At 74.3% G+C, this 24,857-nt stretch carries 27 protein-coding genes and 1 riboswitch; of the genes, 12 read left to right on the top strand and 15 right to left on the bottom strand.

Annotated features, from left to right (window positions below; all coding sequences use genetic code 11):
• The first annotated feature begins 104 nt into the window (after nt 1-104).
• The 3 genes from hisS to hisG all read left to right on the top strand — a co-directional run bounded on the left by hisS (nt 105) and on the right by hisG (nt 3,987).
• Nucleotides 105-1,664: a histidine--tRNA ligase gene (hisS, locus tag MOX02_RS04530; RefSeq protein ID WP_147024599.1), complete on the top strand. Its 1,560-nt coding sequence runs from the start codon at nt 105-107 to the stop codon at nt 1,662-1,664.
• Nucleotides 1,665-1,826: 162 nt separating this feature from the next.
• Nucleotides 1,827-3,011, top strand: a complete 1,185-nt coding sequence (locus MOX02_RS04525) for an ATP phosphoribosyltransferase regulatory subunit (protein WP_147024597.1) — start codon at nt 1,827-1,829, stop codon at nt 3,009-3,011.
• On the top strand, nt 3,004-3,987 hold the full coding sequence (gene hisG / locus MOX02_RS04520) for an ATP phosphoribosyltransferase (protein WP_147024595.1): 984 nt from the start codon (nt 3,004-3,006) through the stop codon (nt 3,985-3,987). Before MOX02_RS04525 ends, hisG begins: the two co-directional genes overlap by 8 nt.
• A 17-nt stretch (nt 3,988-4,004) precedes the next feature.
• Here hisG and MOX02_RS04515 read toward each other — a convergent pair whose 3' ends face one another.
• Genes MOX02_RS04515 through hemE form a run of 5 tightly spaced genes read right to left on the bottom strand, consistent with a single transcriptional unit; the run spans nt 4,005 to nt 6,734 of the window.
• Complete coding sequence (locus MOX02_RS04515) at nt 4,005-4,400, bottom strand: helix-turn-helix domain-containing protein (RefSeq protein ID WP_147024593.1); 396 nt, start codon at nt 4,398-4,400, stop codon at nt 4,005-4,007.
• A 1-nt stretch (nt 4,401) separates the two neighbouring features.
• Entirely contained in the window at nt 4,402-4,767 is a 366-nt protein-coding gene (locus MOX02_RS04510) for a type II toxin-antitoxin system RelE/ParE family toxin (protein ID WP_210250368.1), read from the bottom strand.
• Between the two features lie 53 nt (nt 4,768-4,820).
• The gene (locus MOX02_RS04505) at nt 4,821-5,165 is read right to left on the bottom strand and encodes a lysozyme inhibitor LprI family protein (protein WP_147024589.1); all 345 of its coding nucleotides are present in this window, start codon (nt 5,163-5,165) and stop codon (nt 4,821-4,823) included.
• A gap of 35 nt (nt 5,166-5,200) precedes the next feature.
• Entirely contained in the window at nt 5,201-5,638 is a 438-nt protein-coding gene (gene hemJ / locus MOX02_RS04500; protein ID WP_147024587.1) for a protoporphyrinogen oxidase HemJ, read from the bottom strand.
• 4 nt (nt 5,639-5,642) lie between these two features.
• Complete coding sequence (gene hemE, locus MOX02_RS04495) at nt 5,643-6,734, bottom strand: uroporphyrinogen decarboxylase (RefSeq protein WP_147024585.1); 1,092 nt, start codon at nt 6,732-6,734, stop codon at nt 5,643-5,645.
• Nucleotides 6,735-7,354: 620 nt separating this feature from the next.
• On the opposite strand from hemE, the gene MOX02_RS04490 reads away from it, so the two are divergent.
• Complete coding sequence (locus tag MOX02_RS04490; RefSeq protein WP_147024583.1) at nt 7,355-8,185, top strand: pyruvate, water dikinase regulatory protein; 831 nt, start codon at nt 7,355-7,357, stop codon at nt 8,183-8,185.
• Between the two features lie 10 nt (nt 8,186-8,195).
• Here MOX02_RS04490 and MOX02_RS04485 read toward each other — a convergent pair whose 3' ends face one another.
• Nucleotides 8,196-10,322, bottom strand: coding sequence for a TonB-dependent receptor (locus MOX02_RS04485; RefSeq protein ID WP_147024616.1), 2,127 nt, complete (start codon nt 10,320-10,322; stop codon nt 8,196-8,198).
• A 221-nt stretch (nt 10,323-10,543) separates the two neighbouring features.
• A riboswitch (cobalamin riboswitch) is annotated at nt 10,544-10,742 on the bottom strand.
• A gap of 226 nt (nt 10,743-10,968) precedes the next feature.
• Between MOX02_RS04485 and MOX02_RS04480 the strand changes: the two genes are divergently transcribed.
• The 8 genes from MOX02_RS04480 (at nt 10,969) to MOX02_RS04445 (ending at nt 17,394) form a co-directional block, all read left to right on the top strand.
• The gene (locus tag MOX02_RS04480) at nt 10,969-11,259 is read left to right on the top strand and encodes a hypothetical protein (protein WP_174804878.1); all 291 of its coding nucleotides are present in this window, start codon (nt 10,969-10,971) and stop codon (nt 11,257-11,259) included.
• A gap of 48 nt (nt 11,260-11,307) precedes the next feature.
• Nucleotides 11,308-11,931 carry a Maf family protein gene (locus tag MOX02_RS04475; RefSeq protein ID WP_147024581.1) on the top strand — a complete coding sequence of 208 codons (624 nt, stop codon included), beginning with the start codon at nt 11,308-11,310 and terminating at the stop codon, nt 11,929-11,931.
• 59 nt (nt 11,932-11,990) lie between these two features.
• The gene (locus MOX02_RS04470) at nt 11,991-13,022 is read left to right on the top strand and encodes a cation diffusion facilitator family transporter (protein ID WP_373866715.1); all 1,032 of its coding nucleotides are present in this window, start codon (nt 11,991-11,993) and stop codon (nt 13,020-13,022) included.
• Nucleotides 13,023-13,068: 46 nt separating this feature from the next.
• Complete coding sequence (locus MOX02_RS04465; RefSeq protein ID WP_147024579.1) at nt 13,069-13,908, top strand: shikimate dehydrogenase; 840 nt, start codon at nt 13,069-13,071, stop codon at nt 13,906-13,908.
• Complete coding sequence (coaE, locus tag MOX02_RS04460; RefSeq protein WP_147024577.1) at nt 13,905-14,528, top strand: dephospho-CoA kinase; 624 nt, start codon at nt 13,905-13,907, stop codon at nt 14,526-14,528. The genes MOX02_RS04465 and coaE overlap by 4 nt, the downstream gene beginning before the upstream one ends.
• 148 nt (nt 14,529-14,676) lie before the next feature.
• Nucleotides 14,677-15,402: a DNA polymerase III subunit epsilon gene (gene dnaQ, locus MOX02_RS04455; protein ID WP_147024611.1), complete on the top strand. Its 726-nt coding sequence runs from the start codon at nt 14,677-14,679 to the stop codon at nt 15,400-15,402.
• A gap of 113 nt (nt 15,403-15,515) precedes the next feature.
• Complete coding sequence (locus tag MOX02_RS04450; RefSeq protein ID WP_147024609.1) at nt 15,516-15,941, top strand: ribbon-helix-helix domain-containing protein; 426 nt, start codon at nt 15,516-15,518, stop codon at nt 15,939-15,941.
• 73 nt (nt 15,942-16,014) lie between these two features.
• A complete protein-coding gene (locus MOX02_RS04445) occupies nt 16,015-17,394 on the top strand; it encodes an extracellular catalytic domain type 1 short-chain-length polyhydroxyalkanoate depolymerase (RefSeq protein ID WP_147024575.1) in 1,380 nt (459 codons plus the stop codon).
• A gap of 1 nt (nt 17,395) precedes the next feature.
• Here the strand turns inward: MOX02_RS04445 and panC are convergent, their stop codons facing one another.
• The 9 genes from panC to MOX02_RS04400 all read right to left on the bottom strand — a co-directional run bounded on the left by panC (nt 17,396) and on the right by MOX02_RS04400 (nt 24,850).
• Complete coding sequence (gene panC, locus MOX02_RS04440; RefSeq protein WP_147024573.1) at nt 17,396-18,259, bottom strand: pantoate--beta-alanine ligase; 864 nt, start codon at nt 18,257-18,259, stop codon at nt 17,396-17,398.
• Between the two features lie 99 nt (nt 18,260-18,358).
• Nucleotides 18,359-18,715, bottom strand: coding sequence for a hypothetical protein (locus tag MOX02_RS04435; protein WP_147024571.1), 357 nt, complete (start codon nt 18,713-18,715; stop codon nt 18,359-18,361).
• Nucleotides 18,716-18,780: 65 nt separating this feature from the next.
• Nucleotides 18,781-19,257 carry a Cys-tRNA(Pro) deacylase gene (gene ybaK / locus MOX02_RS04430; RefSeq protein ID WP_147024569.1) on the bottom strand — a complete coding sequence of 159 codons (477 nt, stop codon included), beginning with the start codon at nt 19,255-19,257 and terminating at the stop codon, nt 18,781-18,783.
• A 12-nt stretch (nt 19,258-19,269) separates the two neighbouring features.
• Nucleotides 19,270-20,172, bottom strand: a complete 903-nt coding sequence (bla, locus tag MOX02_RS04425) for a class A beta-lactamase (RefSeq protein WP_147024567.1) — start codon at nt 20,170-20,172, stop codon at nt 19,270-19,272.
• Between the two features lie 70 nt (nt 20,173-20,242).
• Nucleotides 20,243-21,511, bottom strand: a complete 1,269-nt coding sequence (locus tag MOX02_RS04420; RefSeq protein WP_147024565.1) for a BatD family protein — start codon at nt 21,509-21,511, stop codon at nt 20,243-20,245.
• Nucleotides 21,505-22,416 carry a tetratricopeptide repeat protein gene (locus tag MOX02_RS04415; RefSeq protein WP_147024563.1) on the bottom strand — a complete coding sequence of 304 codons (912 nt, stop codon included), beginning with the start codon at nt 22,414-22,416 and terminating at the stop codon, nt 21,505-21,507. Before MOX02_RS04415 ends, MOX02_RS04420 begins: the two co-directional genes overlap by 7 nt.
• Nucleotides 22,417-22,429: 13 nt before the next feature.
• Nucleotides 22,430-23,356 (bottom strand): VWA domain-containing protein, encoded by a 927-nt coding sequence (locus tag MOX02_RS04410; RefSeq protein WP_147024561.1) that lies wholly within the window; start codon nt 23,354-23,356, stop codon nt 22,430-22,432.
• Complete coding sequence (locus tag MOX02_RS04405; protein WP_147024559.1) at nt 23,353-24,363, bottom strand: VWA domain-containing protein; 1,011 nt, start codon at nt 24,361-24,363, stop codon at nt 23,353-23,355. The genes MOX02_RS04410 and MOX02_RS04405 overlap by 4 nt, the downstream gene beginning before the upstream one ends.
• A 4-nt stretch (nt 24,364-24,367) precedes the next feature.
• The gene (locus MOX02_RS04400; RefSeq protein WP_147024557.1) at nt 24,368-24,850 is read right to left on the bottom strand and encodes a DUF4381 domain-containing protein; all 483 of its coding nucleotides are present in this window, start codon (nt 24,848-24,850) and stop codon (nt 24,368-24,370) included.
• Nucleotides 24,851-24,857 lie beyond the last annotated feature (7 nt).

The raw sequence follows: 24,857 nt of genomic DNA, 5'->3' as shown, positions 1-24,857 counted from the left end.
CGGGAGAGGTGGGGCGGCCCGCCGTGCCGCGCGCTTGCCGCCTCCCCCCGCCCGCGTTAGAGCCCGGCATCCCCCGCGGCGCGAGCACGAAGCGAACCCGAGCCATGTCCAAGGCTGAGAAGGCCAAGGCCGAGAAGGCCGACACCCTCAAGCCCCGCCTGCCCCGCGGCTTCCTCGACCGCCGCGCCGACGAGCTCGCCGCGCAGGCGCGGATGCTGGAGGAGATCCGCAGCACCTTCACGCTCTACGGCTTCGAGGCGCTGGAGACTCCCTTCGTCGAGTACACCGAGGCGCTCGGCAAGTTCCTGCCCGACCTCGACCGGCCGAACGAGGGCGTGTTCTCCTTTCAGGACGACGACGAGTCCTGGCTGTCGCTGCGCTACGACCTCACCGCGCCGCTCGCCCGCTTCGTGGCCGAGCATTTCGACGCCCTGCCCAAGCCCTACCGGAGCTTCCGCGCCGGCCCCGTCTTCCGCAACGAGAAGCCTGGGCCGGGCCGCTTCCGCCAGTTCATGCAGTTCGACGCCGACATCGTGGGCGCGGCCTCGGTCGCGGCCGACGCCGAGATCTGCATGATGGCCGCCGACACCCTCGACCGGCTCGGCCTCAAGGGCCAGTACGTGATCAAGGTGAACAACCGGAAGGTGCTCGACGGGATGATGGAGGCGATCGGGCTGGCCGGCGAGGAGCAGGCCGGGCGCCGCCTCACCGTGCTGCGCGCCATCGACAAGCTCGACCGGCTCGGCCCCGACGGCGTGCGCCTGCTGCTCGGCCCCGGCCGCAAGGACGAGAGCGGCGACTTCACCAGGGGCGCGGGGCTCGAGGCATCCGCCATCGAGCGCATCCTCGCCTACGTCTCGTTCCAGGCCTCGCCGAGCGAGGGCGGCGACCGGGTGCATTTCTGGGAGCAGTTCTTCCGCTCGTGGAGCGACGTGGTCGGCGAGTCCGAGACCGGCCGCGAGGGCATCGCCGAGCTCCACGCGATCATGCGGCTCTGCGCGGCCGCGGGCTACGGCCACGACCAGATCCGGGCCGACCCGAGCGTGGTGCGCGGCCTCGAATACTACACCGGCCCCGTCTACGAGGCGGAGCTGACCTTCCCGGTCACCAACGAGGAGGGGCAGGTGGTGCGCTTCGGCTCCGTGGCGGGCGGGGGCCGCTACGACGGGCTCGTCGGGCGCTTCCGGCCCGAGCCGGTCCCCGCCACCGGCTTCTCGATCGGCGTCTCGCGCCTGTTCTCGGCACTGCAGCTCGTGAAAAGTCCCCTCCTGCAGGGCGCCGAGAGCCCCGGGCCGGTCGTCGTCCTCGTCCTCGACCGGGAGTGCATCGCCGACTACCAGCGCCTCGTGGCGCGGCTTCGCGGGGCCGGCATCCGGGCCGAGCTCTACCTCGGCGGCGCCGGCATGAAGGCGCAGATGAAGTACGCCGACCGCCGCCGCGCGCCGGTCGCCATCATCCAGGGCTCGAACGAGCGCGAGGCCGGCGAGGTCCAGATCAAGGACCTGATCGAGGGCGCGCGCGCCGCCGAGAGCATCGCCAGCAACGCGGAGTGGAAGGCGGCGCGGCCCGCGCAGGTCTCGGTGCCCGAGGGCGAGATGGTCGAGCGCGTGCGCGAGGTGCTGGCGCGCCACGTCGCGGCGCCGGGCGCCCGGGAGGGCGCCTGAGACCCGAACTGACGCCCGGGAGGGCGCTCGAGGCCCGAACTGACGCCCGGGAGGGCGCCCGAGACCCGATCTTACCGATTGCGCAATCATCGCCGCGGGTTGCGGTCGCCAAGCCGGGCCGTGATTGCTAGAGAGCGCGCGCGGGATCGAGCGAGTACCATCATGATGCGAGCGGAGGCAGGCGGCCCGGCGGGCACCCTCGAGGCGCAGGCGCGGCTCTCGGGCCATCTCGCCGCGGCCGGCTACGGCGCGGTCACGCCCCCGGTGCTGCAGCCGGTCGAGCCCTTCCTCGAACTGTCGGGCGAGGACATCCGCCGCCGCATCTTCGTCACGCAGGACGAGGCGGGGACCGAGCTCTGCCTGCGGCCGGAATTCACGATTCCCGTCTGCCGCCTGCACCGCGCCCGCGCGGACGGGCAGGCGGCCGATTACAGCTATCTCGGCCCCGTCTTCCGCCTCGGGGATGACGAGCCCGACGAGTTCCTGCAGGCCGGCATCGAGTCGATCGGGCGCACCGACACGCCGGCCGCCGACGCCGAGGTGCTGGGCCTCGCCCTCGAGGGGCTCGCCCTCCTCGGCCGCGCGGACGGCGCGGTCCGCCTCGGCGACATGGGCCTCACCGCGGCCCTCCTCGACGGGCTCGGCGTACCGCCGGCCGCCAAGCGCCGCACCCTGCGCGCGCTCGCGGCCGGGCGCAGCCTCGACGGGGTGATGAACGCGGGCCAGAGCGAGGACCGCCACGCGGGGCTGCTCGCCACGATCCAGGGCCAGGACCCCAAGGGGGTGCGCGCCTTCGTGGAGGACGTGCTCTCGATCGCCGGCATCTCGGCGGTGGGCGGGCGCAGCGCGGGCGAGATCGCCGAGCGCTTCCTCGCCAAGGCCGCCGCGCAAGCGAGCGGAGGCGCGGGGCTCAACGCCGAGAACCGGGCGATCATCGACCGCTACCGGGCGATCTCGGGAGACCCGGACGCGGCCGCCCGCGACCTGCGGGCGCTCGCCGGCGAGGCGGGCCTCCTGCGCCACGCGCCCTTCGAGGCGGCCCTCGGCCTGTTCGAGGAGCGCACCGGCTTCATGGCGGCCCGCGGCCTGCCCGTGGAGCGCTTCCGCTTCGCGGGCGGCTTCGCGCGCAACCTCGACTACTATACGGGCTTCATCTTCGAGGTGACGGCTCCGGCCGGCGACGGCGGGACCGGCGCCGTCCTCGTGGGCGGGGGCCGCTACGACGGCCTGCTCAGCCATCTCGGCAGCCCGGCGCCCCTCCCCGCGGTCGGCTGCGCCTTCTGGCTCGACCGCGCCCTCTCGGGCGCGCGCGACGCCGCCCAACCCAGCGAGCCGCGCGATGCCTGAGACCGATGGGGCCCTCGTCCTCGCCGTGCCCTCGAAGGGCCGGCTGCAGGAGAACGCCGCCGCCTTCTTCGCGCGCGCCGGGCTGAAGCTCGCTCAAGGAGCCGGCGCGCGCGACTATCGCGGCAGGCTCGTCGGCGTGCCGGGCGTCGAGGTGCGCTACCTCTCGGCCTCCGAGATCGCGGGCCAGCTCGCGAGCGGGGCGGCCCATCTCGGCATCACCGGCGAGGACCTGATCCGCGAGACCCTGCCGGACGCGCGGGGCCGCGTGGAGCTCCTCACCCCGCTCGGCTTCGGCCAGGCGACGGTGGTGGTGGCCGTGCCCCAGGCCTGGATCGACGTGCGCGCCATGGCCGACCTCGACGAGGTGGCGGCCGAGATGCGGGCGCATCACGGCCGGCGCCTGCGCATCGCCACGAAGTACGTCAACCTGACCCGGCGCTTCTTCGCCGAGAAGGGCGTGGCCGACTACCGCATCGTGGAGAGCCTCGGCGCCACGGAGGGCGCGCCGGCGGCGGGCTCGGCCGAGATCGTCGTGGACATCACCACGACCGGCGCGACGCTTCAGGCGAACGCCCTCAAGATCCTCGACGACGGCGTCATCCTGCGCTCGGAGGCGAACCTCGTCGCCTCGCTGAAGGCCCCCTGGGGCGAGAGCCAGCGCACCGCCCTGCGGGCCGTGCTCGGGCGCATCGCCGCCGAGGAGCGCGCCCGCACCACCCGCGAGGTCCGCGCCGCCCTGCCCGAAGGCGGGGCGATCGATCTCGCCACGATCGCGGGACTCCACGAGGCGGAGCTGCCCTACGGCGTGCCGCAGGGGCCGGACGGCGAGATCGTCCTGCGCTGCCCGGCGGACGCGGTCTTCGCGCTCTCGGACGCGCTGGTCGAGGCCGGCGCCCGCGCCGTCACGGTCCGCCGCATCGACTACGCCTTCGCCGCGGAAAACCCCCTCGCGGAGCGCCTGCTGGCGCGGCTGTGAGGGAGCGGGGCGGGGCGCTACCCGCCCTCCGGCACGGCTTTCGTGAGGCGACGGCGTTCGGCCGAGCGTTCCGCTCCGGGTGAGCCCGCGGCCTCGGCAACGAGGTCACCGAGACGTTCGAGACGTATCGGCGCGTGGTCGGGAAGCTGCACGATCAGGTCGAGCTGACCGCCGATTGCCTCGACGTAGCTCCTGAGGGTCGACAGGTACATGTCGGTCTGGTTCTCGATCTTGGAGACCGACGGCTGCTTGATCCGGAGCGCCGCCGCGATTTCGGCCTGCGCCTTGCCGGCCAGCCTCCGCAATTCGCCGAGGCTCTCGACCTCGTCCTTCAACGCGTGGAACCGAGCGTCGATGCGGTTCTGCCGCTCCTCGGGCAATGCGGCGATCACGTCATCGATGCTGCGGCCCATCTCAATGTCCTTTCATCCGACCCGCGAGACGGTCAAGGTGCGCCCGGTAGCGCGCATCAGCCTTGGCGATCAGGGTCTTGTAGAAGCGCTTCTCGCCGGTGCCCGCCTTGTCACCGGCGATCAGCAGAATCGCTCTGCGCTCCGGATCGAACGCGAAAGCCACACGCCACACGCCGTCAGCGGCGTAGAAACGCAGTTCCTTCATGTTCGCGAAGGATGAGGCGTTCAGCGTGTCGACGTGTGGACGCCCGAGCTGCGGGCCGAACTCGGCCAACAGGCGCGCCGATGCGAGCAGTTCGTCCTGCATCGGCTTCGCCAACGTTTCGAACTCCGCATCGAACACGTCGTCGAAGGCGACATCCCACATGATATAGCTCTCAAGCTATTTTCGTCAAGGAACACCACCGACGCGCCCGCTCCTCACGGCCCCTGCTTGGCGAATTCCGAGAAGACCGCGCGCAGGGTCTTGAGCCGGCTCACATACGCCTCCGTCAGGCAGGCGGTGTCGGCGCCGCAGGCGCGGCGCTCGGTGAGCCACGCCTCCTGGTCGTCGCGCAGCTTGCCGCGCCCGCCCATCGGCAGCAGCTCCTTCAGGATCTCGAAGCGCACCGCCATCTCGACGTCGCGGTCGTTCAGCGCCCGGTCGGCGCAGACGGCCTTCTCGTCGGGCGCCTGCGCGCCCTCGCAGGGAAAGCTCGCCGCCGCGGCGGGCGCCCCGAGGGAGACGGCGAGGAGAAGGCCGAGGGTAGGGGACAGGCGGAGCATGCGGGCCTCGCGGATGGGCGGCAGGCCCGGATCATTCACCATCCGAGCCCGGGTTTCACCACGGCGAGGATCACGATCACGATCATCAGGAGCGTCGGCACCTCGTTGACGATCCGGTAGAAGCGGGGGGCGCGCCGGTTCCGGTCGGCGGCGAAGTCCTTGACCATCCGGGCGAACCAGCCGTGCAGGCCCGACATCGCCAGCACCAGGGCGAACTTCGCCTGCAGCCAGCCCGCGGCGTAGAAGCCGCTCATCCAGGCGAGCGTCAGCCCGAAGATCCAGGTCGCGATCATGGCCGGCGTCATGATCGCCTTGAGGAGGCGGCGCTCCATCACCTTGAAGGTCTCGGACTGCACGCCCGGGCCCGGCGGCAGCGACGCGTGGTAGACGAAGAGGCGGGGCAGGTAGAGCATCGCCGCCATCCAGGCGATCAGCGCCACGACGTGCCCGGCCTTGATCCAGTCGTAGAGCATCGGCTCAGGCGCCGCGCAGGCGGGCGAGCATCCGCTCCACGTTCTCGACCGGGGTCTGCGGCGTGATGCCGTGGCCGAGGTTGAAGATGTGGGGCAGCCCCCGCGTCGCCGCGAGGACGGCGTCGACCGCCGCGTCGAGGGCCGGCCCGCCCTCGATCAGGGTGTCGGGATGCAGGTTTCCCTGCGTCACGGTGCTCGCAGGCAGGCGTTCGCGCAGGGCCGCGAGGTCTACCGCCCAATCGACGCCGACGGCGTCCGCGCCCGTCTCCGGCACCACGCGGGCATGGCCGTCGAGCCCCGAGCCGCGGGCGAAGACGATGACCTTCGCGCCGGGCACCGCCGCGCGGATGCCCTGGATCATCCGGGCGATCGGCCGGAACGACCAGCGGGCGAGGGCGTCCGCGCCGTCGCCGGCGGGCAGGCCGGGGAGGGTGCCGGCGTGGGACTCGAAGATCTGCACCGCGTCGGCCCCGGCCCGGAGCTGGCGCACGAGGTACTCGGTCTGCACGGCGACGAGCCGGTCGATCAGGGCGTCGACGAGGGCCGTGTCGCTCTCCGCGAGCGCCCGGGCCGGGGCGAGGTCCGGCGTGCCGCGCCCGCCGATCATGTAGCTCGCCACCGTCCAGGGCGCGCCGCAGAAGCCGAGCAGCGTCGTCTCGGCCGGCAGGTCCCGGCGCAGGCGCCGCACCGTCTCGAAGACGGGCTCCAGATGGGCGAACACCGCCGGGTCGTCGGCCGCCCGCAGCCGCTCGAACGCAGCCCGCCCGTGCAACGGGTCGAGGCGCGGCCCCTCCCCCTCCACGAAGCGCACGTCCTGGCCGAGCGCGTGCGGTACCACGAGGATGTCCGAGAACAGGATCGACGCCTCGAAGCCGAAGCGGCGGATCGGCTGGAGCGTCACCTCCACGGCGAAGTCGGGGCTGTAGCAGAGGTCGAGGAAGGAGCCGGCCTCCGCCCGGGTCGCCCGGTACTCCGGCAGGTAGCGCCCGGCCTGCCGCATCATCCAGGCGGGCGGGGGCGAGAGCGCCTCGCCCGCCAGCACGCGCAGGACCTTCCGCTCCGCCTGACCGTCCCCGGCCGTGTTCGTCTGAGCCATGCCGCCTCCCCCGTGGCCCGCCCCGCCTGAGCGCGGGAGGCGCCGTCCCTCTCGAAAACCCGTGCGGTCGCCTCTCGCCGGAGCGCGCGCGTGCCGTCCCCACCCCGCCCCTCTTCAGAGAAGAGAGATTCTAGGACTCTGTTTTTTCTCTTGGCGGCTGGATCGCGGGACCGCAACCGCGTCCACAGGCCGTCCCCGCCGCCACGGCGTTAAGAGGGCTTTAACAGATCCGGTCTAATGTCGGCGATAGGACAGTCTCGCCAGCGGCTTGCGCCGCCGACCGGGCGGGTGCGCCGATCCGTGTCCCGGATTCTCCCAGGACCGCGACTCCCCGCGCGCCTTCGTGACGCGCTGTTGACGGCGGAGTCGATGGTTCGCGCAGCCCCCGCGCTGGACCCCCGCCGCGGGCCGCCTTATCCACATCCATCGACTCCCCGGCGCCCGGCGGTGGACAAGGCGCGATCCATGCCTCCTCGACCCACGTTTCCCCGACCCACGTTTCCCCGATCCACGTCTCCCCGATCCATGCCTCCGCGATCCCTGCCCCGTCGCGCCGCTTCTCTTCGCGCCACGCCTCTTCGATGCTTGCCCCCCGCACGGCCGGAGGAGACCCGGATCGGATGAGCCGCAGCTACTTCCATCTCCACCTCGTCTCGGACTCGACGGGCGAGACGCTGATCAATGTCGGGCGGGCGGCCGCCGCCCAGTACGAGGGCGTCTCGGCGATCGAGCACGTCTACCCCCTCGTGCGCTCGCGCGCGCAGCTCGAGCGGGTGATCTCCGAGATCGAGGCGGCGCCGGGCCTCGTCCTCTACACGCTGGTGGCGCACGACCTCGTCGACCGCCTGGAGGCCGCCTGCCGCGAGACCGGCTCGCCCTGCCTCTCGGTGCTGCAGCCGGTCCACGCCCTGCTGCAATCCTATCTCGGCGCGCAGACCACGGCCCGTCCGGGCGCCCAGCACATGCTGAACGCGGAGTACTTCAAGCGCATCGACGCGATGAACTTCACGCTCGCCCACGACGACGGCAACCTGCCGGACAACCTCGAGGAGGCCGACGTGGTGCTGATCGGGGTGAGCCGCACCTCGAAGACGCCGACCTCGATCTACCTCGCCAACCGCGGCCTCAAGACCACCAACATTCCCCTCGTGCCCGGCATGCCGCTGCCGCCGGCCCTCGAGCAGGTGAAGCGGCCCCTCGTGGTCGGCCTGATCGCCAGCCCCGAGCGCATCGTGCAGATCCGCCAGAACCGCCTCCTCAGCCTGAAGGCCGACGATTCCTCCCTCTACGTCGACCGCGACGCCGTGGCCGGCGAGGTGGCGACCTCGCGCCGGCTCTGCGCCAAGCACCGCTGGCCGACGATCGACGTGACCCGCCGCTCGATCGAGGAGACGGCGGCCGCGATCCTCGACCTCTACCGCGAGCACCGGCTGCGCTTCATCGCGAGCTGAGCGCGCCCCGTCAGAACCGGCCGGCGAGCGTCAGGCGCACGGCGGTCGGCTCGGCCGGGTGGACATGGCGGTCGGCCACGCCCTCCGCCTCTCCGGGCAGGCGCGACTCGTAGAAGTAGGTGATCTGGTCGGCCCGCGCGTTCGTCAGGTTGAGGACGTCGAGGGAGAGGCTGATCCCGCTCTCGAAGGCGTAGCCGAGCCGGCCGTTCAGCAGCGCGGTCGGGCGCGAGCGCACGGAGTTGTCCTCGATCAGGGGGCGCGGGCCGAAGTAGCGCAGGCGCAGCGACCCGAACCAGCCGGTCCCCTCCCCGAGCGTGATCCCGGCCGAAGCGATGGTGGTGGGCGCGTCCGGCACCCGGCGGCCCGCCGGGTCCCGGTCCGCGAAGCGGGCGTTCGTCACCGTCAGGTCGCCCTCCAGCCGCAGCCAGGGCGTCAGCGCGTAGCGGTTCGTCCACTCGAGCCCGAAGCGCCGCGTCGGGCGGCTCGGCTCCGTCGTGCCGCTGTCGCCCTGGAACAGGTTCTCGGAGGCGAAATCCAACCGGAACAGCGCCAGAGCCGTCTCCAGCCCCGCGATGCTGCGGTTGCGGATGCCGACCTCGTAGCCCGTCGAGGGCACCAGGAAGGGCGAGCGGGCGACGTCGAAGAGCGGGCTCGCCGGATCGACCCGGGCGACGACGCCCCGCACGTCGTTCGAGTGGAAGCCGCCGCCGTAGTTCAGGTAGAGCTCGGTCTCGGCCCAGGGCCCGAGCACGAGGCCGAGCTTCGGGTTGACGATGCCGTCCCGCGCCCGGCCGGAATTGGCCGGCGTGTCGGAGCGGACGTCGGCGTGGTAGCCGTCGGCCCGGACGCCGACGCTGGTGCGCAGCCAGTCGGTCCAGCGGATCCGGTTCTCGGCGTAGAGGGCCGCGCTCGCCTCCAGAACCCGGTCGTCGCGGACGGTGGAGCGGGTGAGGCGGTTCGTCGTGTTGAGGAGCCCGACGCGGGTGGAGTCGGTGCGGGTCTGCAGCCCGATCTCGGTCTCCATGGGCAGGCCGGCGAACTCGCCCTGGAAGACGTGGGAGACCTCGCCGCCGCCGAGCACCCGGTCGTCGCGCTGGCGGAACTGGTCGCCGTTGACCGGGTCGTTGAGAAAGTAGGTGAAGTCGTTCCAGAGGTTCATCCGGTAGCGGATGACGTAGGCGGAGGCCCGCGTGACGCCTGTCTCGTCCGTGCCGCTCCAGCGGCCCGACAGCGAGAAGCGGCCGGTGTCGCCCCCGTCGGTCGGGTCGAGCGTGCCGAAGCGGCCGATGATCCCCTGCGCCACCGCCCGCTCCGGGATCTGGTTGGTGGCGTTCCACTTGGCCCAGTAGGCCATGCCGGTGACGGAGAGGCCGTCGAGCGCCGTGCCCTGGCTGTAGCGGGCGACGCCGTTGAGCTTGGCGAGGCGGTCCGGGACGTCCCAGGGCCCGTCGTAGGTCTGCGCCTCGCCCGCCACCAGGAGGTTGCCCGCGCCCAGGGGCACGGAGGCCATGGCGAGCCCCCGCCTGTAGCCGAAGGAGCCGACCGAGGTGAGGGCGACCGTGCGGGCGAGCGTGTCGAGATAGTCGATCCGCACCGAGCCGGCCGAGGCGAAGTCGCCGTCGCGCACGAAGTAGGGGCCCTTGTGGAACTCGACCGCGCCGACGAGCTCCGGGATCAGGAAGTTCAGGTCGGCGTAGCCCTGGCCGTGGGCGTGGGTGCGCATGTTCACCGGCATCCCGTCGAGGTGGATGGCGATGTCGGTGCCGTGGTCGAGGTTGAACCCGCGCAGGAAGAACTGGTTGGCTTTGCCCTCGCCGGAATGCTGCGTGACGATGAGGCCGGGCACCGCCTCCAGCACCTCGCCGGGCCGGGTGACGGGCCGGCTGTTGACCTGCGCCCCGGTGATCACGCCGGCGCTCGCCGCCTCGACCGGCCGGAGCGCCCCGCCGATGCCGGTGAGGCCGCCGACGTAGCCCGCGCTCGCCGCGGCGGGCCCGGGTCCTAGTCCTGATCCTGGTGCGGCCGCGGGCGGCGCCTCGGCCGTCACGGCGATCTCCGAGAGGGCGACGTCGCCGCCCGCGGGCTGCGCGCGCGGGGCGGCCGGTGCGAGGCAGAGGGCGCAGGCCACGGCGGCCATCGGGCGCCGCAGCGCCGGGCTCCTGGGCGGCAGGATGTCAGGCGAGAAGATTTCGGGCGCGAGGATTTCGGGCGCGAAGATCCCCGGCGGGGGACTCTGGGAACGGGACACGGAGGGGGCCTCGGGCGACGGCAGTGGCACGTCACCGCGGACGAGGCCGGCCCGCGCGCCGTGGCGCGCGGCTCGACACCTGCCGGGACACCCCGCCCGGCACGCTCCGCGTGTGACCACGGCTGACGGCAGGTCTCCTGGCTCGCGGGTCGCTGCCCTCTCACCGTCTTCCCGGATGAGGCCCATCCAGTGACGCAGGTGGTGGAAGGCTCGCCGCTCACAGTTGCGGGGGCAGCCGCGGCCTCGGGGCGAGCCCCTCACCGCGTTCCCTTTTGATCCCTCAAGGGGAACCGTCGCCGTACGGTTAGCACGCCGCCCTCATCCGGCGTCAACGCGGCGGCCGCTCAATCCCCGCGCCTGTGCCCCATCCGGCACAGGTCGGCGGCGGGCCCGGCCCGCCCGGCTCACAAATGATGTGGCCGTGCGCGGCCGCACGCCCCTAACGGTGGGGCCGGCGGCCCCGGGACGTCAGCCACGGCGCGGCCATATTCGGCCCCGACCACGTCCCGGACCGACACGAGCAGGAGCCTCTCCGATGAGCCCGATCCTGAACGACGCGGCGTCAGGCCGCGACCTTCCCTTCCGGCAGGCGGTTCCCACCCACGGCTGCGGCGGCTTCCCGGCCGCGCTGCGCGACGTCACCGAGGCCCGCCGCGCGGTCGAGCGCGAGCGCCTGCCGCTGATCCGCTCGCACGCGGGCTGGCTCGCGGTCTACAACCGGCTCCTCCTGGCGCAGGCGAGCGGCGGCGCGGCCGACATCGAGGCGGCGCGCCAGGCGCTCGCGGCGGCTCTGGAGGCCGACGCGGGCCCGCACCGGGCCGCCTGAGCGCCTCGGGCTTGCGGGACCGGCCCGATCGGTGACACTCAAGGCGCGATGGATTCCGCCTCCACTGCCTGGATCGCCCCGGCCCCGCTCCTCCTCGCCTCGACGAGCCCGACGCGGCGCCTGCTTCTCGCGGCCGCCGCCCTGCCCGTCGAGACGCAGAGCCCCGGCGTCGACGAGCGCGCCGTCGAGGCGGAGGCCGCCGGCCTGCCGCCGCCCGACCTCGCCCGGCGCCTCGCCGCGGCGAAATGCGCCGCGGTCGCCGCCCGCCACCCGGACCGGGTCGTGGTCGGTGCCGACCAGGTGCTCGACCTCGACGGCGAGGTCTTCCACAAGCCGGCCGACGCCGCGGCCGCCCGCGCCCAGCTCGCGCGCCTCTCCGGCCGCACCCACGCGCTCCACGCCGCCGTGGCGATCGGCGCTCGCGGCGTCGTCGCCGAGAGCTTCGTCGAGACCGCCCGCCTGACGCTCCGGCCCCTCGATGCGGCGGCGATCGCGGCCTATGTGGAGCTGGCCGGCGAGCGCTGCGTGACCGCGAGCGTCGGCGCCTACCAGCTCGAGGGCCTCGGCATCCATCTGTTCGCGGAGATCGCGGGCGACCACAGCACGATCCTCGGCCTGCCGCTGCTGCCCCTGCTCGCGCGCCTGCGCGCGCGCGGCTGCCTCGGCCTGTGAGGTGAGGCCTATGAGGCTCGGCCTGTGAGGCGGCTCCCGAGGCCACGAGGACCGCGGACGTGACCGGACACCCGCACGACGCCCCGACTCCCGTGACGCGCGACCATCACGGTCCCGATGACGCGAATCGTGATCGCGATCACCACCATGATCGCGATCACGGCCACGATCACGGGCATGGGCACGGTCACGGCGGCCACGGCCACGGCCACGCGCCGAGAAGCTTCGGGCGGGCCTTCGCCATCGGCATCGGCCTCAACGCGGCCTTCGTCGTGGTGGAGGCGGGCTACGGTTTCGCGGCCAACGCCATGTCCCTGGTGGCCGATGCCGGGCACAACCTGTCGGACGTTCTCGGCCTCCTCGTCGCCTGGATCGCCTCCGTCCTGGTGAAGCGGCGGGCGAGCGCCCGCTACACCTACGGGTTGCGCGGCTCCTCGATCCTCGCGGCCCTGTTCAACGCCGTCTTCCTCCTCGTCGCCACGGGGGCGATCCTGTGGGAAGCGCTGGTGCGCCTCGTCCATCCCGAGCCCGTGGCGGGCGTCACCGTCATGGTGGTGGCGGGCATCGGCATCCTCGTGAACGGGCTCACCGCCTGGCTCTTCGCGGCCGGCGCCAAGGGCGACATCAACATCCGCGGCGCCTTCCTGCACATGGCCGCCGACGCCGCCGTCTCGGCCGGCGTCGTCGCCGCGGGCCTCCTGATCTGGCTCACCGGCCTCGTCTGGATCGACCCTCTCGTCAGCCTCGGCATCGCCGGCCTGATCGTCTGGGCGACCTGGGGCCTGCTCACCGAGAGCGTCGGCATGGCGCTGTCGGCGGTGCCCCCCGGCATCGAGCCGGAGCGGGTCTCGGCGTACCTGCGCGGGCAACCCGGGGTCGCGGGCCTGCACGACCTCCACATCTGGCCGATGAGCACCACCGAGGTGGCCCTGACCGCCCATCTCGTCATGGCGGAGGGCCACCCCGGCAACGGCTTCCTGCGCGAGGTCGCGGGCGAGCTCCGCGCCCGCTTCGGCATCGCCCACGCGACCCTGCAGATCGAGGAGGCGGGTGGCCCGCCCTGCCTGATCGCGCAGGATTGCGGGGTGTGATACCCCCTCGGACCTCTCCCCGCCCCTGCAACCTGCACGGTCCAGCATGAAGCGCGCGTTCGTCGTCGGCCACCCGATCGCCCACTCGCGCTCGCCGCTGATCCACAACCACTGGCTCGGCGTCCACGGCATCGCGGGCAGCTACGAGCGCCTCGACGTGGCCCCCGACGCCTTCGCCGATTTCGTGCGCGCCTTGCCCGGCTCCGGCTACGCCGGCGGCAACGTCACGATCCCCCACAAGGAGGCGGCCTTCCGCCTCGCCGACGTCCTGACGCCGCGGGCCGAGCGGATCGGCGCCGTCAACACCCTCGTGGTCGGCCCGGACGGCCGGGTTCTGGGCGACAACACCGACGCGCCGGGCTTCATCGCCCATCTCGACCAGAGCCTCGGGGCGGACTGGCCGGAGCGGACGGGCGGCAGCGCCCTGGTGCTCGGCGCGGGCGGCGCGGCGCGCGCCGTCGTGGTCGGCCTCGCCGAGCGGGGCCTCGGGCGCATCCTGATCGCCAACCGGACGCCGGAGCGCGCCGCCGCCCTCGTCGCGCTGGCGCCGGGCGTCGCCCGGGCCGTCGCCTGGGACGCGCTGCCGGACCTCCTGCCCGGGACGGGACTCCTCGTGAACACGACCTCGCTCGGCATGGCAGGCCACCCGCCGCTCGCGCTCGACCTCGGCCCCCTCCCCGGCCGGGCGGCCGTGGCCGACATCGTCTATGCGCCCCTGGAGACGCCGCTGCTGGCCGCCGCCCGCGCCCGGGGCCTCGCCGCGGTCGACGGCCTCGGCATGCTGCTCCACCAGGCGGTGCCGGGCTTCGCCGCCTGGTTCGGGCTGCGGCCCGCCGTCACCGAGGATCTGCGCGCCCGCATCGTCGCGGACCTGCGGCCGGCATGAGCGCGCAAGCCCCCCGCCCCCGGCCCTTCGTGCTCGGCCTCACCGGCTCGATCGGCATGGGCAAGTCCGCCACCGCCGCGATGTTCGCCGCGTGCGGCGTGCCGGTCCACGACGCGGACGCGGCGGTCCACGCGCTCTACGGAGCGGGCGGCGCGGCCGGCGCCCCGATCGCCGCGGCCTTCCCGGGCACGGTCGGGCCGGACGGCGCCGTCGACCGGGCGGCCCTGCGGGCGGCGGTGCTCGGGGATCCGCAGCGCCTCGCCCGCCTGGAGGGCATCGTGCACCCGCTGGTGCGGGAGGCCGAGGCCGCGTTCCTGCGCCGGAACGCCGGCGCGCCCCTCGTCCTCCTCGACATCCCCCTCCTCTACGAGACGGGCGCCGAGGCGCGCTGCGACGCCGTGCTCGTGGTCACCGCCCCGCCGGAGGTGCAGCGCGCCCGCGTCCTGGCCCGCCCCGGCCTGACCGAGGCGGATCTCGCAGCGATCCTGGCCAAGCAGATGCCCGACGCCGAGAAGCGGGCGCGGGCCCGGTTCGTGGTCGATACGAGCCTCGGCTTCGCGCACGCGCGGGCCGAGGTGGAGCGGATCGTCGCCCAGATCGCGCAGGGCACAACGTCGTGAACGCGGCGATCGAGGACCGGATCGAGCGTGCCCGGGCGAATGGGGATCCGATCCCCGAACCCTCGAGCCTGCTTGAGCGTGCCTTCGGTAAGGAGTTGGTTCTAAACCTGGAGGGACGGACCGAACCGGGATGACCTCAGGACCCCCCATGCTGCGCGAGATCGTCCTCGACACCGAGACCACCGGCACCGACGCCAAGGGCGGCGACCGGCTCATCGAGATCGGCTGCGTCGAGCTCGTGAACCACATCCAGACCGGCCGCACCTTCCACCAGTACATCAACCCGCAGCGGGCGGTGTCCGAGGGCGCCTTCGCGGTGCACGGCCTCTCCGACGCGTTCCTCGCCGACAAGCCCCTCTTCGCCGACGTGGTGGACGCGTTCCGCACCTTCTGCGGCGACGCGCGCCTCGTGATCCACAACGCGCCCTTCGACGTCGGCTTCCTCAACGCCGAGTTCGCGCGCCTCGGCGCAGCCGCCCCGCCGGCCATCGACCTCGAGGCTGTCGTCGACACCCTGATCATGGCCCGCCGCAAGCATCCGGGCGCGGCCAACAACCTCGACGCCCTGTGCAACCGCTACGGCATCGACACGACGCGGCGCACCAAGCACGGCGCGCTCCTCGACGCGCAGATCCTCGCCGAAGTCTACATCGAGCTCCTCGGCGGCAAGCAGACGAGCCTCGGCCTCGGCGTGGCGGAGGTGCAGGAGGCGGTGGCCGTCGCGGAGGAGGGCGGCGAGCCGGTGCCGGTCGGCGTGCGCACGATGCGCTCCCGCCTCACCCCGGAGGAGCGGAGCCGGCACGAGGCCTTCCTCGCGGGCCTCGGTGCCAACGCCATCTGGCGCGACTACGTTGGCGAGGAGGGCAGCGCCTGACCGCCGCGCGGCGATCGCGGATTTTGCGCCGCATCAAATAATCTATTGCATCGCACAAAATACCGACCATATACCATCCACACGGATGGTCGATGGATGGATTCGGTACAGCGATGCTCGATCTGATGCCCCGCCAGCGCCCGGTCGCGCGCACGGCCGAGAGCGAGAAGATCACGATCAACCTCGGCTGCGTCGATCTCGGCCACGTCGACCTCCTCGTGGCCGAGGGCGTCTACGGCAACCGGACCGACTTCATCCGCACGGCGATCCGCCGCGAGATCGACCGCCACGCCGAGATCACCCGCCAGTCCGTCGCCCGCAAGAAGGTCGAGCTCGGGCTGCGGTCGATCGACCGCGCCGAGCTGGAGGAGGCGCGCGCCACGGGTCGCGCCCTCGACATCCGCGTGCTCGGTCTCGTCAGCATCGCGTCCGATGTCACCCCCGATCTCGCCCGCGAGACCATCGCCTCCCTCGAAGTGCTGGGCAGCCTGCAGGCGAGCCCGGCCGTGAGGGCCGCCCTCGCCGACCGGCTGCGCTGAGCGCCGCCAGCACTCGCCCGGCGCGAGGCTCGACCCCCGCGCCGCCCTTCCCCGATCCCACGAAAGCCAGCCCATGACCGATCACGCAGCCCGGATGCAGGTGCGTCTCGCCGACATGCTGGAAGCCACACGGCTCACGGGCGCCGGCCGCCTCGACGAGGCGACGGCCCTGATCCAGCGCAGCCTGCGCGAGCGCCCGGCCCCGGCCCGACCGCCGCAGCCGGAGGCCATCGAGCCGCCGACGATCGACCTGATGGCCGAGCGCGTCGCCGACGCGCCCCGCGGGGACGAGGCGTCCCGCCCGGACGAGGGCCGGCCGGGCCGGCGCCCCGCCAACGATGCGGACCGTTGGGTCGATGCCGAGTTCCTCGGCGACGGCACCCATCCGGCGATCATACCGGAGCGCCTGCGCGAGGTCCTGCGCGGGCTCGGGCGCGGCGTCGCGCCCGTGCTGAAGGGGCTCAACGGCGTCGGGCTCAACGGCATCGGGCTCAACGGCCTGGGCCTCCACGGCGCGGGCAGCGGGCCCGGCCTGTCTCCGGGCCCGCTGCCCGGTGCCCGGCCAAGCCGTCCGCCGCAGGCCGGGGAGGGCCGGTTCGTGGCCCGCTCCTTCTCCGACCGGGCCGGCGCGCGCGACTACAAGCTCTTCATCCCGAGCCGGCCGGCGGCCGCGCCGTCGCTCGTCGTGATGCTGCACGGCTGCACGCAGTCGCCGGACGATTTTGCGGCCGGCACCAACATGAACGCGCTGGCCGAGGCCGACGGGATCTACGTCGCCTACCCGGCCCAGAGCGCGCGGGCGAACGGGCAGCGCTGCTGGAACTGGTTCCAGCCGGGCGACCAGGGCCGCGAGGCGGGCGAGGCGGCGATCATCGCCGGTCTGACCCGGGCGGTGGTGGCCGAGTTCGGGATCGACCCGAAGCGCGTCTACATCGCCGGTCTCTCGGCGGGCGGGGCCGCCGCGGCCAACATCGCGCTGGCCTACCCGGACCTCTACGCCGCGGTCGGCGTGCATTCGGGCCTCGCGGCGGGCTGCGCGCGGGATTTGTCCTCGGCGCTGATGGCGATGCAGGTCGGCGCGCCCGGACAGAGCCCGTCGACGGGCTTCGGCGCCCCGGCCGAGGGCGTGCGCGTGCCCACCATCGTGTTCCACGGCGACGAGGACGGCACGGTCAGCCCGCGCAACGCCGACCAGGTGCTGGCCCAGGCCGGTGCCGGCGCATTGCGCGCGGAGAGCCGCTCCTTCCGGGGCGACGGGCGCGGCTACGCCCGCACCCGATACACCGACGCCGCCGGCCGCGTCGTGGTGGAGGACTGGCGGGTGCGCGGCCTCGGCCACGCCTGGTCGGGCGGCTCGCCGGACGGAAGCTACACGGACCCGCAGGGCCCCGACGCCTCCCGCGCCATGCTCGATTTCTTCGCCGAGCACCCGCTCCGGTCCGCGGACGCCTGACTCACACCGGCACGTTGTCGATGAGCCGCGTGCGGCCGAGATAGGCCGCCGCGAGAACCCGCGCCGGCCGGTCCACCCGGGCGAGGGGGGCGAGGGACTCCGCGTCGCAGACCGCGAGGTACTGGACGGGCGAGAAGCCGGCCGCCTCGAGCGCGGCGCGGCCGCGCGCGACGAGCGGCTCCGTCTCGGCCCCGCCGCGGGCCGCCGCGGCGATCTCCGCCAGCACGGCGTGGAGCCGCGGAGCGCGCGCACGCTCCTCGGCGCCGAGGTAGCGGTTGCGGGAGGAGAGGGCGAGGCCGTCCGGCTCGCGCAGGGTCGGCACGCCGCGGATCTCCACCGGCAGGTCGAGGTCGCGCACCGCCCGGCGGATCACCTGAAGCTGCTGGAAATCCTTCTCGCCGAACAGCGCCACGTCCGGCCGGACCTGGTTCAGGAGCTTCGTCACCACGGTCGCCACGCCCGAGAAGTGGCCGGGCCGGAACACCCCGCACAAGCCCTCGGTGAGGCCCTCGACCTCGATCCGCGTCGAGAAGCCGGGCGGGTACATGGTCTCGACGGAGGGCGTCCAGGCGGCGTCGCAGCCGGCTTCCGCGAGCAGGCGGAGATCGGCCTCCGTGTCCCGCGGGTAGCGCGAGAAATCCTCGTTCGGGCCGAACTGGGTCGGGTTGACGAAGATGCTCGCCACCGCGCGGCGGCCGATCTCCCGGGCGCGGGCGACGAGCGCGAGGTGGCCCGCGTGGAGCGCCCCCATGGTCGGGACCAGCACGACGCTCTCGCCCGCCGCCCGCCACGCGGCCACCTCGGCGCGCAGGGGCGGGAGCTCCGTGAAGCGCCGCAGGGCGGAAGGAGAGGATGTCTCGGGCAAGGTTTCGGGACTCCGGCGAGGGCGTGCCGGCACGACTTAAGGGCCCGCCCGCGCGGGCGCCAGAGCACGCAGCGGGGCAGGGCGCCGGTGGCCGGACGCTCAGCGGCAGTAGGGCAGGAGGGGGCGGCCGTAGGGGTCGTCGATGCCGGGTGGCGGGGTCAGGCCGTAGTAGCTCGGGCGCGACAGGCCGTAGGCCGAGCCGACGTAGCTCGGATCGTCCGGGGCGTTGGTCGGCACCGGGACCCGGCGCGGCAGGCAGCCGACGGGGCGCGGGCCGGGCCGCACCAGCACGATCCGCTCCTCGGAGCCGTCCCCGCGCGGGAAGTAGCGCGCCACGGGCGGGCCCGGCGGCGCGTCCCCGAGCAGGTCGGCCGCGCCCGCGCCCGCACAGCCGAGGAGGAGAAGCCCGGCCGCGCGCGCAGCGCGCCGGGCCGCCGCGCGCCCTCGAACCGCCATGACACCCTCCCTCGAAGCCGCTCAACCCTGGCCGAGACAGGGTAAACGGATCGTCAACGGGCGCCTCAGGTCAGGGGCGCCGCCTGAGCGGACAGGAGGGCGACGAGGTCGGAGGGCTTCAGGCGGACCTGCAGGCCGCGTCCGCCGCCGTTCACGTAGATCTCGGCGTGGCCGGCGGCGAGGGCGGCCGCGTCGATCACGACGGGCAGGCGCCTCTTCTGCCCGAGGGGGCTGATGCCGCCCACGTGGTAGCCCGTGATCCGCTCGGCCTCGGCGGGTTTCAGCATCGCGGCCGTCTTCGCCCCGCAGGCGGCGGCGAGCCGCTTCAGGCTGATCTCCCGGTCGGAGGCCACGAGCACGCACACCGGCTTGCCGTCCGCCTCCGCCATCAGCGTCTTGAGGATCCGGTCCGGGGGGATGCCCAGCGCCTCGGCGGCCTGAAGGCCGATGCGCGGCGCCTCCGGGTCGTAGGCGTAGGCGTGCACGCTGTAGGCGATGCCCGCCCGGTCGAGGGCCTGGGTGGCGCGGGTGGCCTTGGACATCGGTAGGTTCCCTCAGAGCGCGGCCGCGACGAGCTGGCCGATCTCGGCGTGCGCGGCGTCCCGCTCCTCGGCCGTACAGCCCGAGCCCGTCATGTACACGGCGGCGACGAGGGGCGCGCGGCCCGGCGGGCGCAGGATCGCGACGACGTTGGCGGTGCCGTTGTCGCCCGTGCCCGTCTTGTCGCCGACCGCCCAGTCCGCCGGCAACCCGGCGCGCAGGCGCTTCAGCCCGGTCCGGGCCGCCACCATCCAGCCCTCGAGCCGCTCCCGGCTCGCGGCCGAGAGAACGTCGCCGATCAGAAGCCGCTCCAGGTCCTCGGCCAGGGCCACGGGAGCGGTGGTGTCGCGCAGGTCGCCGGGCAGGGCGGAGTTGAGGCTCGGCTCCGTCCGGTCGAGCCGGCTCGTCTGGTCGCCGATTCCGCGCAGCCACGCCGTGAGGGCAGGGGGGCCGCCGAGGGCCCGCAGCATCAGGTTCGCCGCGGTGTTGTCGCTCCACGTCACGGCCGCCGCGCAGAGGTCGGTGAGGCTCATGGCGCCGGCGTTCCGGCCGGCCTCCTTCAGGGCGCCCCCGGTGACCGGCGCGTAGCTGTCGAGGTCGGCGGCCGTGTAGGGCATCGTCCGCTCCAGGCGCTCGCCGCCCGCATCGACCCGCGCCAGGATGGCGGCGGCGGCCAGCACCTTGAAGGTGCTGCACATCGGGAAGCGCGCGTCCGCCCGGTAGAGCAGGGCGCGGCCGGAGCCCGTGTCGCGCACGGCCACGCCGAGGCGTCCGCCGAGCCGGTCCTCGATCGCCCGTAGGCGCGCGCGGGCGGCCCCGAGCCGGTCGGAGGCGACCGCGCCGCGGGGCGCGAGGCCGAGGGCGGCCGCGGCGAGGCCGGCCTGGAGGAGGGCGGTGCGGCGGGTCGGCGCGGGCAAGGATGCCTCCGGGGCTGAGCGCGGAGACGGGCAGGAGCGGGGTAAGCTTGGCCGAATCGTGGCGGCCCGCTCAGGGCGGCGCGGGGGCGCCGTCGAGGGGCTTCAGCGGATCGGCCTCCGGGGCGGCGCGCGGCTCCCGGACCGGGCGCGACAGCAGGGCGGCGAGGCGGCGCAGGTCGGGCGGCGCGGCCCCGCCGGGCGCGTAGACGGCCCGGTCGAGGGCGTCGAGACCCGCCGCGACCGTGGGATCGTCCCGCCAGATCCGGGCGAGGCCGGGCTCGGACTGGAGCGCCGGCCCGAGGGCGGCGCGGAAGGCGGTCGCGTCGCCCATATCCGCGGCACGCCGGAGCGCGCGCCGAACGGCGCGGTCGAGGCGCAGCCGTCCCCGGCCGCCGGCGCCGTAGCCGAGCAGCGCAAGCCCGATGCCGAAGGCGGCGAGCCCCGAGGCGGCGATCACGTAGGGCGAGGCGGAGACCTCCAGGGGCGCCTCGCCCTCGCGGTCGGGCAGGCCGCCCCCGATCTGGCGGGCCGGGATCTCGGCCTCCCGCATGGTCCGCGAGACCGTGTCGAACCAGGGGATCTTGATGGCGTCGAGGGGGATGACATCGGCGATGGCGGGCTTCACGTCCCACTGGTAGGTCGCCCGCGCCACCGGCCCCTGCGGGGTGATGATGGTCTCGCGCGAGACCGGGCCGGCGAAGGTGAGGATGCCGCGGGTGCGCATGACCGGGCGCGGCGGCAGGCCCTCGGCGACCATGCCCTGCGCCTCGACGGTGACGATGCGGCGGGTCGACTCGCCGATCTTCAGGGTCTCCGGGTCGGGGCTCCAGGAATCCGTGATCGCGACGTCGCGGGCGGGCAGCCACCAGGGTTCCTTGGCATCCGGCCCGCCCGCGCCCTTCCAGGCCGCCACCGGCAGGTGGATCGGGCCGGAGCGCACGTCGACCACCTTGCGCGTGCCCGCGTCGCTGACGGTCAGGCGGTGCACGAACGGATCGAGGGTGAAGTCGCCCGCGTGGTGGGGGAAGATCGCGATCACCCGGTCGAAGGCGATGGCGCTCTGGCCGTCGGGCAGCTTCGTGCGGGTCCAGGCGTCTCGGCCGAGCTGCGTCCAGCTGAAATTGGCGAGGGTGGGCTGCACCACCTCCTCCAGCAGGATCTGCTGCTTGTATACCCCGTGGATGCGCAGCAGCACCATCTCCCGGGCGAAGGGGTCGGCGTTGCCGTTGCGCTCGGGGGTGACGATGAGGGTCAGGTCGCCGGGCTCGATCTCGGCCCGGGCCGGCCCGGCGGCGAGGGCGCAGAGCAGGGCCAGCAGGGTCAGGCGACGGCTCACCACGGGTTGCTCCCCGCCGGCATGGCGGTGCCGGCCTCGATGCGGCGGGCCTGCTCGGCCTTCAGGCGCAGTTTCAGGTAGCGGCCCGGATCGTCCGGCAGCGTGCGCAGCCAGAGCCGGTCGGGCCGGATCTCGTGGGCCTCGAAGCTCTTGGTGACGCGGCGGGCCTCGCGCTCGGGCGCCGCGGCGACCATGGCCGACCCGCCCCCTTTGCGGCCGCGCCCGGCCGCGTCGCCCACCGAGCCGCGGGCCTGCCCCTCGCCGGACTCGATCGATTGCTGCTCGGCCTTGCCGCGGCGGGCCACCGCGCTGTTGCCGGGGATCGAGGCGCTGGAGCTCGCCTCCTTGTTGCCGGCCAGGCCCTCGCCGCTCGACGTGGCCTGGATGTCGTCGTTCTGGTCCTGGTTGGCGGTGTTGTTGTAGCGGGCGCCGTACTGGGCCGAGGCGTTGGCGATGCCTCCGCCCTTGCCGCGGTCGATCTCCTCGGCCACGAGGCGGGCGACGAGGGAGCGGTTCGCCTGCGCGTCGGCGTCGCGCGGGTTGAAGCGCAGGGCCTCGTCGTAGGCCTCGATCGCGCCCGGGAGGTCGCCCTGCCGGGCGAGCGCGTTGCCGAGATTGTAGGCGTTGCGCCGGCCGCCGTCGCGGAAGATCCGGGCGGCCTCCGCGTAGCGGCGGGCCTCGTAGAGGGCGGGCCCGCGCCAGGCCGGGTCGCTGATCACCCGGGCGGCGAGATCGGGCAGGCCGACGCCCATCAGCAGGCGCCCGAAGCCGGTGCGGGGCTCCGAGACGAGGGCGAGGGCGAGGATGCCGGCCCCCGCGAGCGCCAGCCCGCCGAGCCGCGCGAGGCGCCGCCAGCCCCGCGGGAGCGCGGCGAGGGCGGGGCGAAGGGGGAGGGCGGATCCGGCCATCGGGCGCTCCCTCTCAGGCGCTTCTGCGGAACAGGAGGAGGGCGGGCAGCAGCGCCGCCAGCAGCAGCCAGCGCCCGAGATCGGCATAGGCGAGGACGGTGTAGCCGCCCGCGGCGAGATGCTGGGCGGTGCTCGCGCCGACCGCGTCGAGGACGGCGTTCGGCGTCCCGACATCGGCCACGAGGCCGCCGCCCGCGCCGACGAGGGCGTCGAGGGCGGCCCGGTCCGGCTTCGGCGAGCCCGGCGGCAGGGTCTTCCCGGCCGGCACGAACAGGCCGTGCAGGCGCCAGCCCTTGGCGCGCAGCGCCCGCGCCTCGCGGGCGGCCGCCTCGCCGATGCCGTCGCCGTCCGTGACCAGCACCACGTCGGCCGCCACCACCGCGGCCTCGTCCAGGGTCCGCCGGGCGAGCGCGAGGCCCCGCTCCGGGTGGCTGCCCCGGTCGGGCACCGTGTCGGCGTCGAGGGCGAACAGGGTGGTGGCGAGGCTGTCGCGGTCCGTCGTGGGCGGGGCGGCCAGATAGGCGTCGCCCGCGTAGACCACCACGGCGACGGAGCGGGTGCCGGTGGCGTCCGCCACCCCCTGCGCCGCCTGCCGCACCGCCCGGAGGTCGCCGCCCTCCGCCACGGAGCGGGAGAGGTCGATCACGATCACGGTGGCGTCGAGGTTGCGGAACGTGGCCGAGTCGGCGCGCTCCACCGCCGGGCCGGTGAGAGCGAGGGCGATGAGCCCGGCCGCGACCGCCGCCGCGAGGTTCGCCTGCCGCCGGCCGCCGAGCACGGCGCCGCGCCGGGCCAGCGCCGCCATCAGGGGCGGGTCGACCACCCGGGTCCAGTCGCCGAGCGGCGCCGAGCGCCACGCGGCGCGCAGGGCCAGCAGCGCCACGAGGGGAATCGCGGCGAGCCACCAGGGCCGGAGGATCGCGAGGTCCACGAGGCTCATGCCGCCCTCCGGCTCGCGAGGAGCGCGGCGGCGCAGAGGAGCGCGAGGGCCGCCGGCCAGGGCCAGAGGTCGCGCCGCAGCGGCAGGGGCGGGGCCTTGGCGCGGCCGCCCTCGAGGGTGTCGATGGCGTCCGCGACGGCGATCAGGTCGTCCGTGGTCTTCACGCGGAACGCCTTGCCGCCGCTGATCGTGGCCATGTCGCGCAGGGTCTCGGCGTCGACCACGTCCTGCTCGCCGTCGGCGTTGGCGAGGTCGCGGGGGCCGAGGGCGATCGTGTAGACCTTGACGCCGAGGTCGCGGGCGAGCTCGGCCACGTCGCGGGGGGTGGTCTGGCCGGCGTTGTTGGTGCCGTCCGAGAGCAGGATCGCGACCTTTGCGGTGCGCGGCCCCTCCGCCTCGCCTTCCGGGCCCTGCGGCGCGAGCCGCTTGAGGGCGAGGCCGAGCCCGTCGCCGATACCGGTGGAGCGCCCGACGAGGCCGATCGTCGCCTCCTCCAGGGCGTGGGCGACGGTGGCGGTGTCGAAGCTCGGACTCGCGGCCACGTAGGATTCGTTGGCGAAGATCACGAGGCCGATCCGGTCGCCGGCCCGACGGCGGATGAAGTCGGCGCCGACGCGCTTGACCGCCTCCAGCCGGCTCACCGTCTGCCCGTCGAGGGCGAAGTCGCGCCGCTCCATCGAGCCCGACAGGTCCATCGCGATGACGATGTCGCGGCCCGAGGCCGGCAGCGCAGTGGCCGAGAGGACGAGGCGGGGCCCGGCGAGCGCCGCCACGAGGGCGGCCCAGAGGAGTGCGATCAGCACGAGCCGGGTGCGGCCCCGCGCGGCGATGCCGGCGCCCGCCCGCGCCTGCGCCACCACCGAGGCCGGCACGCGCAGGGCGCCGCTGCCGCCCGCCGCCTCGGCCGGCATCAGCCGGGCGGCGACGAGCGGCAGCGGCAGGAGCAGCAGCGCCAGCGGAGTCGCGAAGTCGAAGCCGGAGAGGAGGGCGGTGAGCCAGCCGGGCATGGGGTCAGGCCCTGATCCGCGCGAGGAGCCGGGTGATCTCGGCGTCGATGGCCTCGACGTCCGGGCTGGCGGCGCGGCGGCCGTAGAGCCCCTCGACGAGGATGCGGCCGGCGCCCTGCCCGAAGAAGTCGGTTGCGAAGATGCGGTCGAGACGGGCCGCCCACGCGGCCCCGCGCAGGTCCGCCACCGCGTCCCCGTCGAGCGTGCGGGCGGTGCGCCGCAGGAGCCGGGCCTGCGCCACGAGCCGCGCCTCGGGCTCGAGCCCGCGCGCCGCCTGCAGTTCGCGCAGGGCGGCGCGGCGCACCGTGCTGCGGCGGCGGGTGCGCCAGGCGCGGACGGCGCCGACGAGGAGGGCGGCCACGAAGCCGAGGATGATCGCGGCGACGACCTCGCCCTGGACGGCTCCGGCCGCGTTGGCGGGCAGGTGCAGGCCGCGCAGGTCCGCGAGGCTCGCCGCGAGGTCGGTGGAGGTCGCGGCCTGGGTCACGGGGCGC

It is taken from the genome of Methylobacterium oxalidis, from assembly GCF_007992195.1.
GTDB classification, from domain to species: Bacteria; Pseudomonadota; Alphaproteobacteria; order Rhizobiales; family Beijerinckiaceae; genus Methylobacterium; species Methylobacterium oxalidis.
The sequence above is the reverse complement of the archived record's forward strand: the minus strand, read 5'-3'. Positions and strand labels throughout refer to the sequence as shown.

Excerpts from the sequence above, each read along its gene's own strand:
- hisS (WP_147024599.1), top strand. The coding sequence starts at position 105 with ATGTCCAAGGCTGAGAAGGCCAAGGCCGAGAAGGCCGACACCCTCAAG.
- MOX02_RS04525 (WP_147024597.1), top strand. The coding sequence starts at position 1,827 with ATGATGCGAGCGGAGGCAGGCGGCCCGGCGGGCACCCTCGAGGCGCAG.
- hisG (WP_147024595.1), top strand. The coding sequence starts at position 3,004 with ATGCCTGAGACCGATGGGGCCCTCGTCCTCGCCGTGCCCTCGAAGGGC.
- MOX02_RS04515 (WP_147024593.1), bottom strand. The coding sequence starts at position 4,400 with ATGGGCCGCAGCATCGATGACGTGATCGCCGCATTGCCCGAGGAGCGG.
- MOX02_RS04510 (WP_210250368.1), bottom strand. The coding sequence starts at position 4,767 with ATGTGGGATGTCGCCTTCGACGACGTGTTCGATGCGGAGTTCGAAACG.
- MOX02_RS04505 (WP_147024589.1), bottom strand. The coding sequence starts at position 5,165 with ATGCTCCGCCTGTCCCCTACCCTCGGCCTTCTCCTCGCCGTCTCCCTC.
- hemJ (WP_147024587.1), bottom strand. The coding sequence starts at position 5,638 with ATGCTCTACGACTGGATCAAGGCCGGGCACGTCGTGGCGCTGATCGCC.
- hemE (WP_147024585.1), bottom strand. The coding sequence starts at position 6,734 with ATGGCTCAGACGAACACGGCCGGGGACGGTCAGGCGGAGCGGAAGGTC.
- MOX02_RS04490 (WP_147024583.1), top strand. The coding sequence starts at position 7,355 with ATGAGCCGCAGCTACTTCCATCTCCACCTCGTCTCGGACTCGACGGGC.
- MOX02_RS04485 (WP_147024616.1), bottom strand. The coding sequence starts at position 10,322 with ATGGCCGCCGTGGCCTGCGCCCTCTGCCTCGCACCGGCCGCCCCGCGC.
- MOX02_RS04480 (WP_174804878.1), top strand. The coding sequence starts at position 10,969 with ATGAGCCCGATCCTGAACGACGCGGCGTCAGGCCGCGACCTTCCCTTC.
- MOX02_RS04475 (WP_147024581.1), top strand. The coding sequence starts at position 11,308 with ATGGATTCCGCCTCCACTGCCTGGATCGCCCCGGCCCCGCTCCTCCTC.
- MOX02_RS04465 (WP_147024579.1), top strand. The coding sequence starts at position 13,069 with ATGAAGCGCGCGTTCGTCGTCGGCCACCCGATCGCCCACTCGCGCTCG.
- coaE (WP_147024577.1), top strand. The coding sequence starts at position 13,905 with ATGAGCGCGCAAGCCCCCCGCCCCCGGCCCTTCGTGCTCGGCCTCACC.
- dnaQ (WP_147024611.1), top strand. The coding sequence starts at position 14,677 with ATGCTGCGCGAGATCGTCCTCGACACCGAGACCACCGGCACCGACGCC.
- MOX02_RS04450 (WP_147024609.1), top strand. The coding sequence starts at position 15,516 with ATGCTCGATCTGATGCCCCGCCAGCGCCCGGTCGCGCGCACGGCCGAG.
- MOX02_RS04445 (WP_147024575.1), top strand. The coding sequence starts at position 16,015 with ATGACCGATCACGCAGCCCGGATGCAGGTGCGTCTCGCCGACATGCTG.
- MOX02_RS04435 (WP_147024571.1), bottom strand. The coding sequence starts at position 18,715 with ATGGCGGTTCGAGGGCGCGCGGCGGCCCGGCGCGCTGCGCGCGCGGCC.
- ybaK (WP_147024569.1), bottom strand. The coding sequence starts at position 19,257 with ATGTCCAAGGCCACCCGCGCCACCCAGGCCCTCGACCGGGCGGGCATC.
- MOX02_RS04415 (WP_147024563.1), bottom strand. The coding sequence starts at position 22,416 with ATGGCCGGATCCGCCCTCCCCCTTCGCCCCGCCCTCGCCGCGCTCCCG.
- MOX02_RS04410 (WP_147024561.1), bottom strand. The coding sequence starts at position 23,356 with ATGAGCCTCGTGGACCTCGCGATCCTCCGGCCCTGGTGGCTCGCCGCG.
- MOX02_RS04405 (WP_147024559.1), bottom strand. The coding sequence starts at position 24,363 with ATGCCCGGCTGGCTCACCGCCCTCCTCTCCGGCTTCGACTTCGCGACT.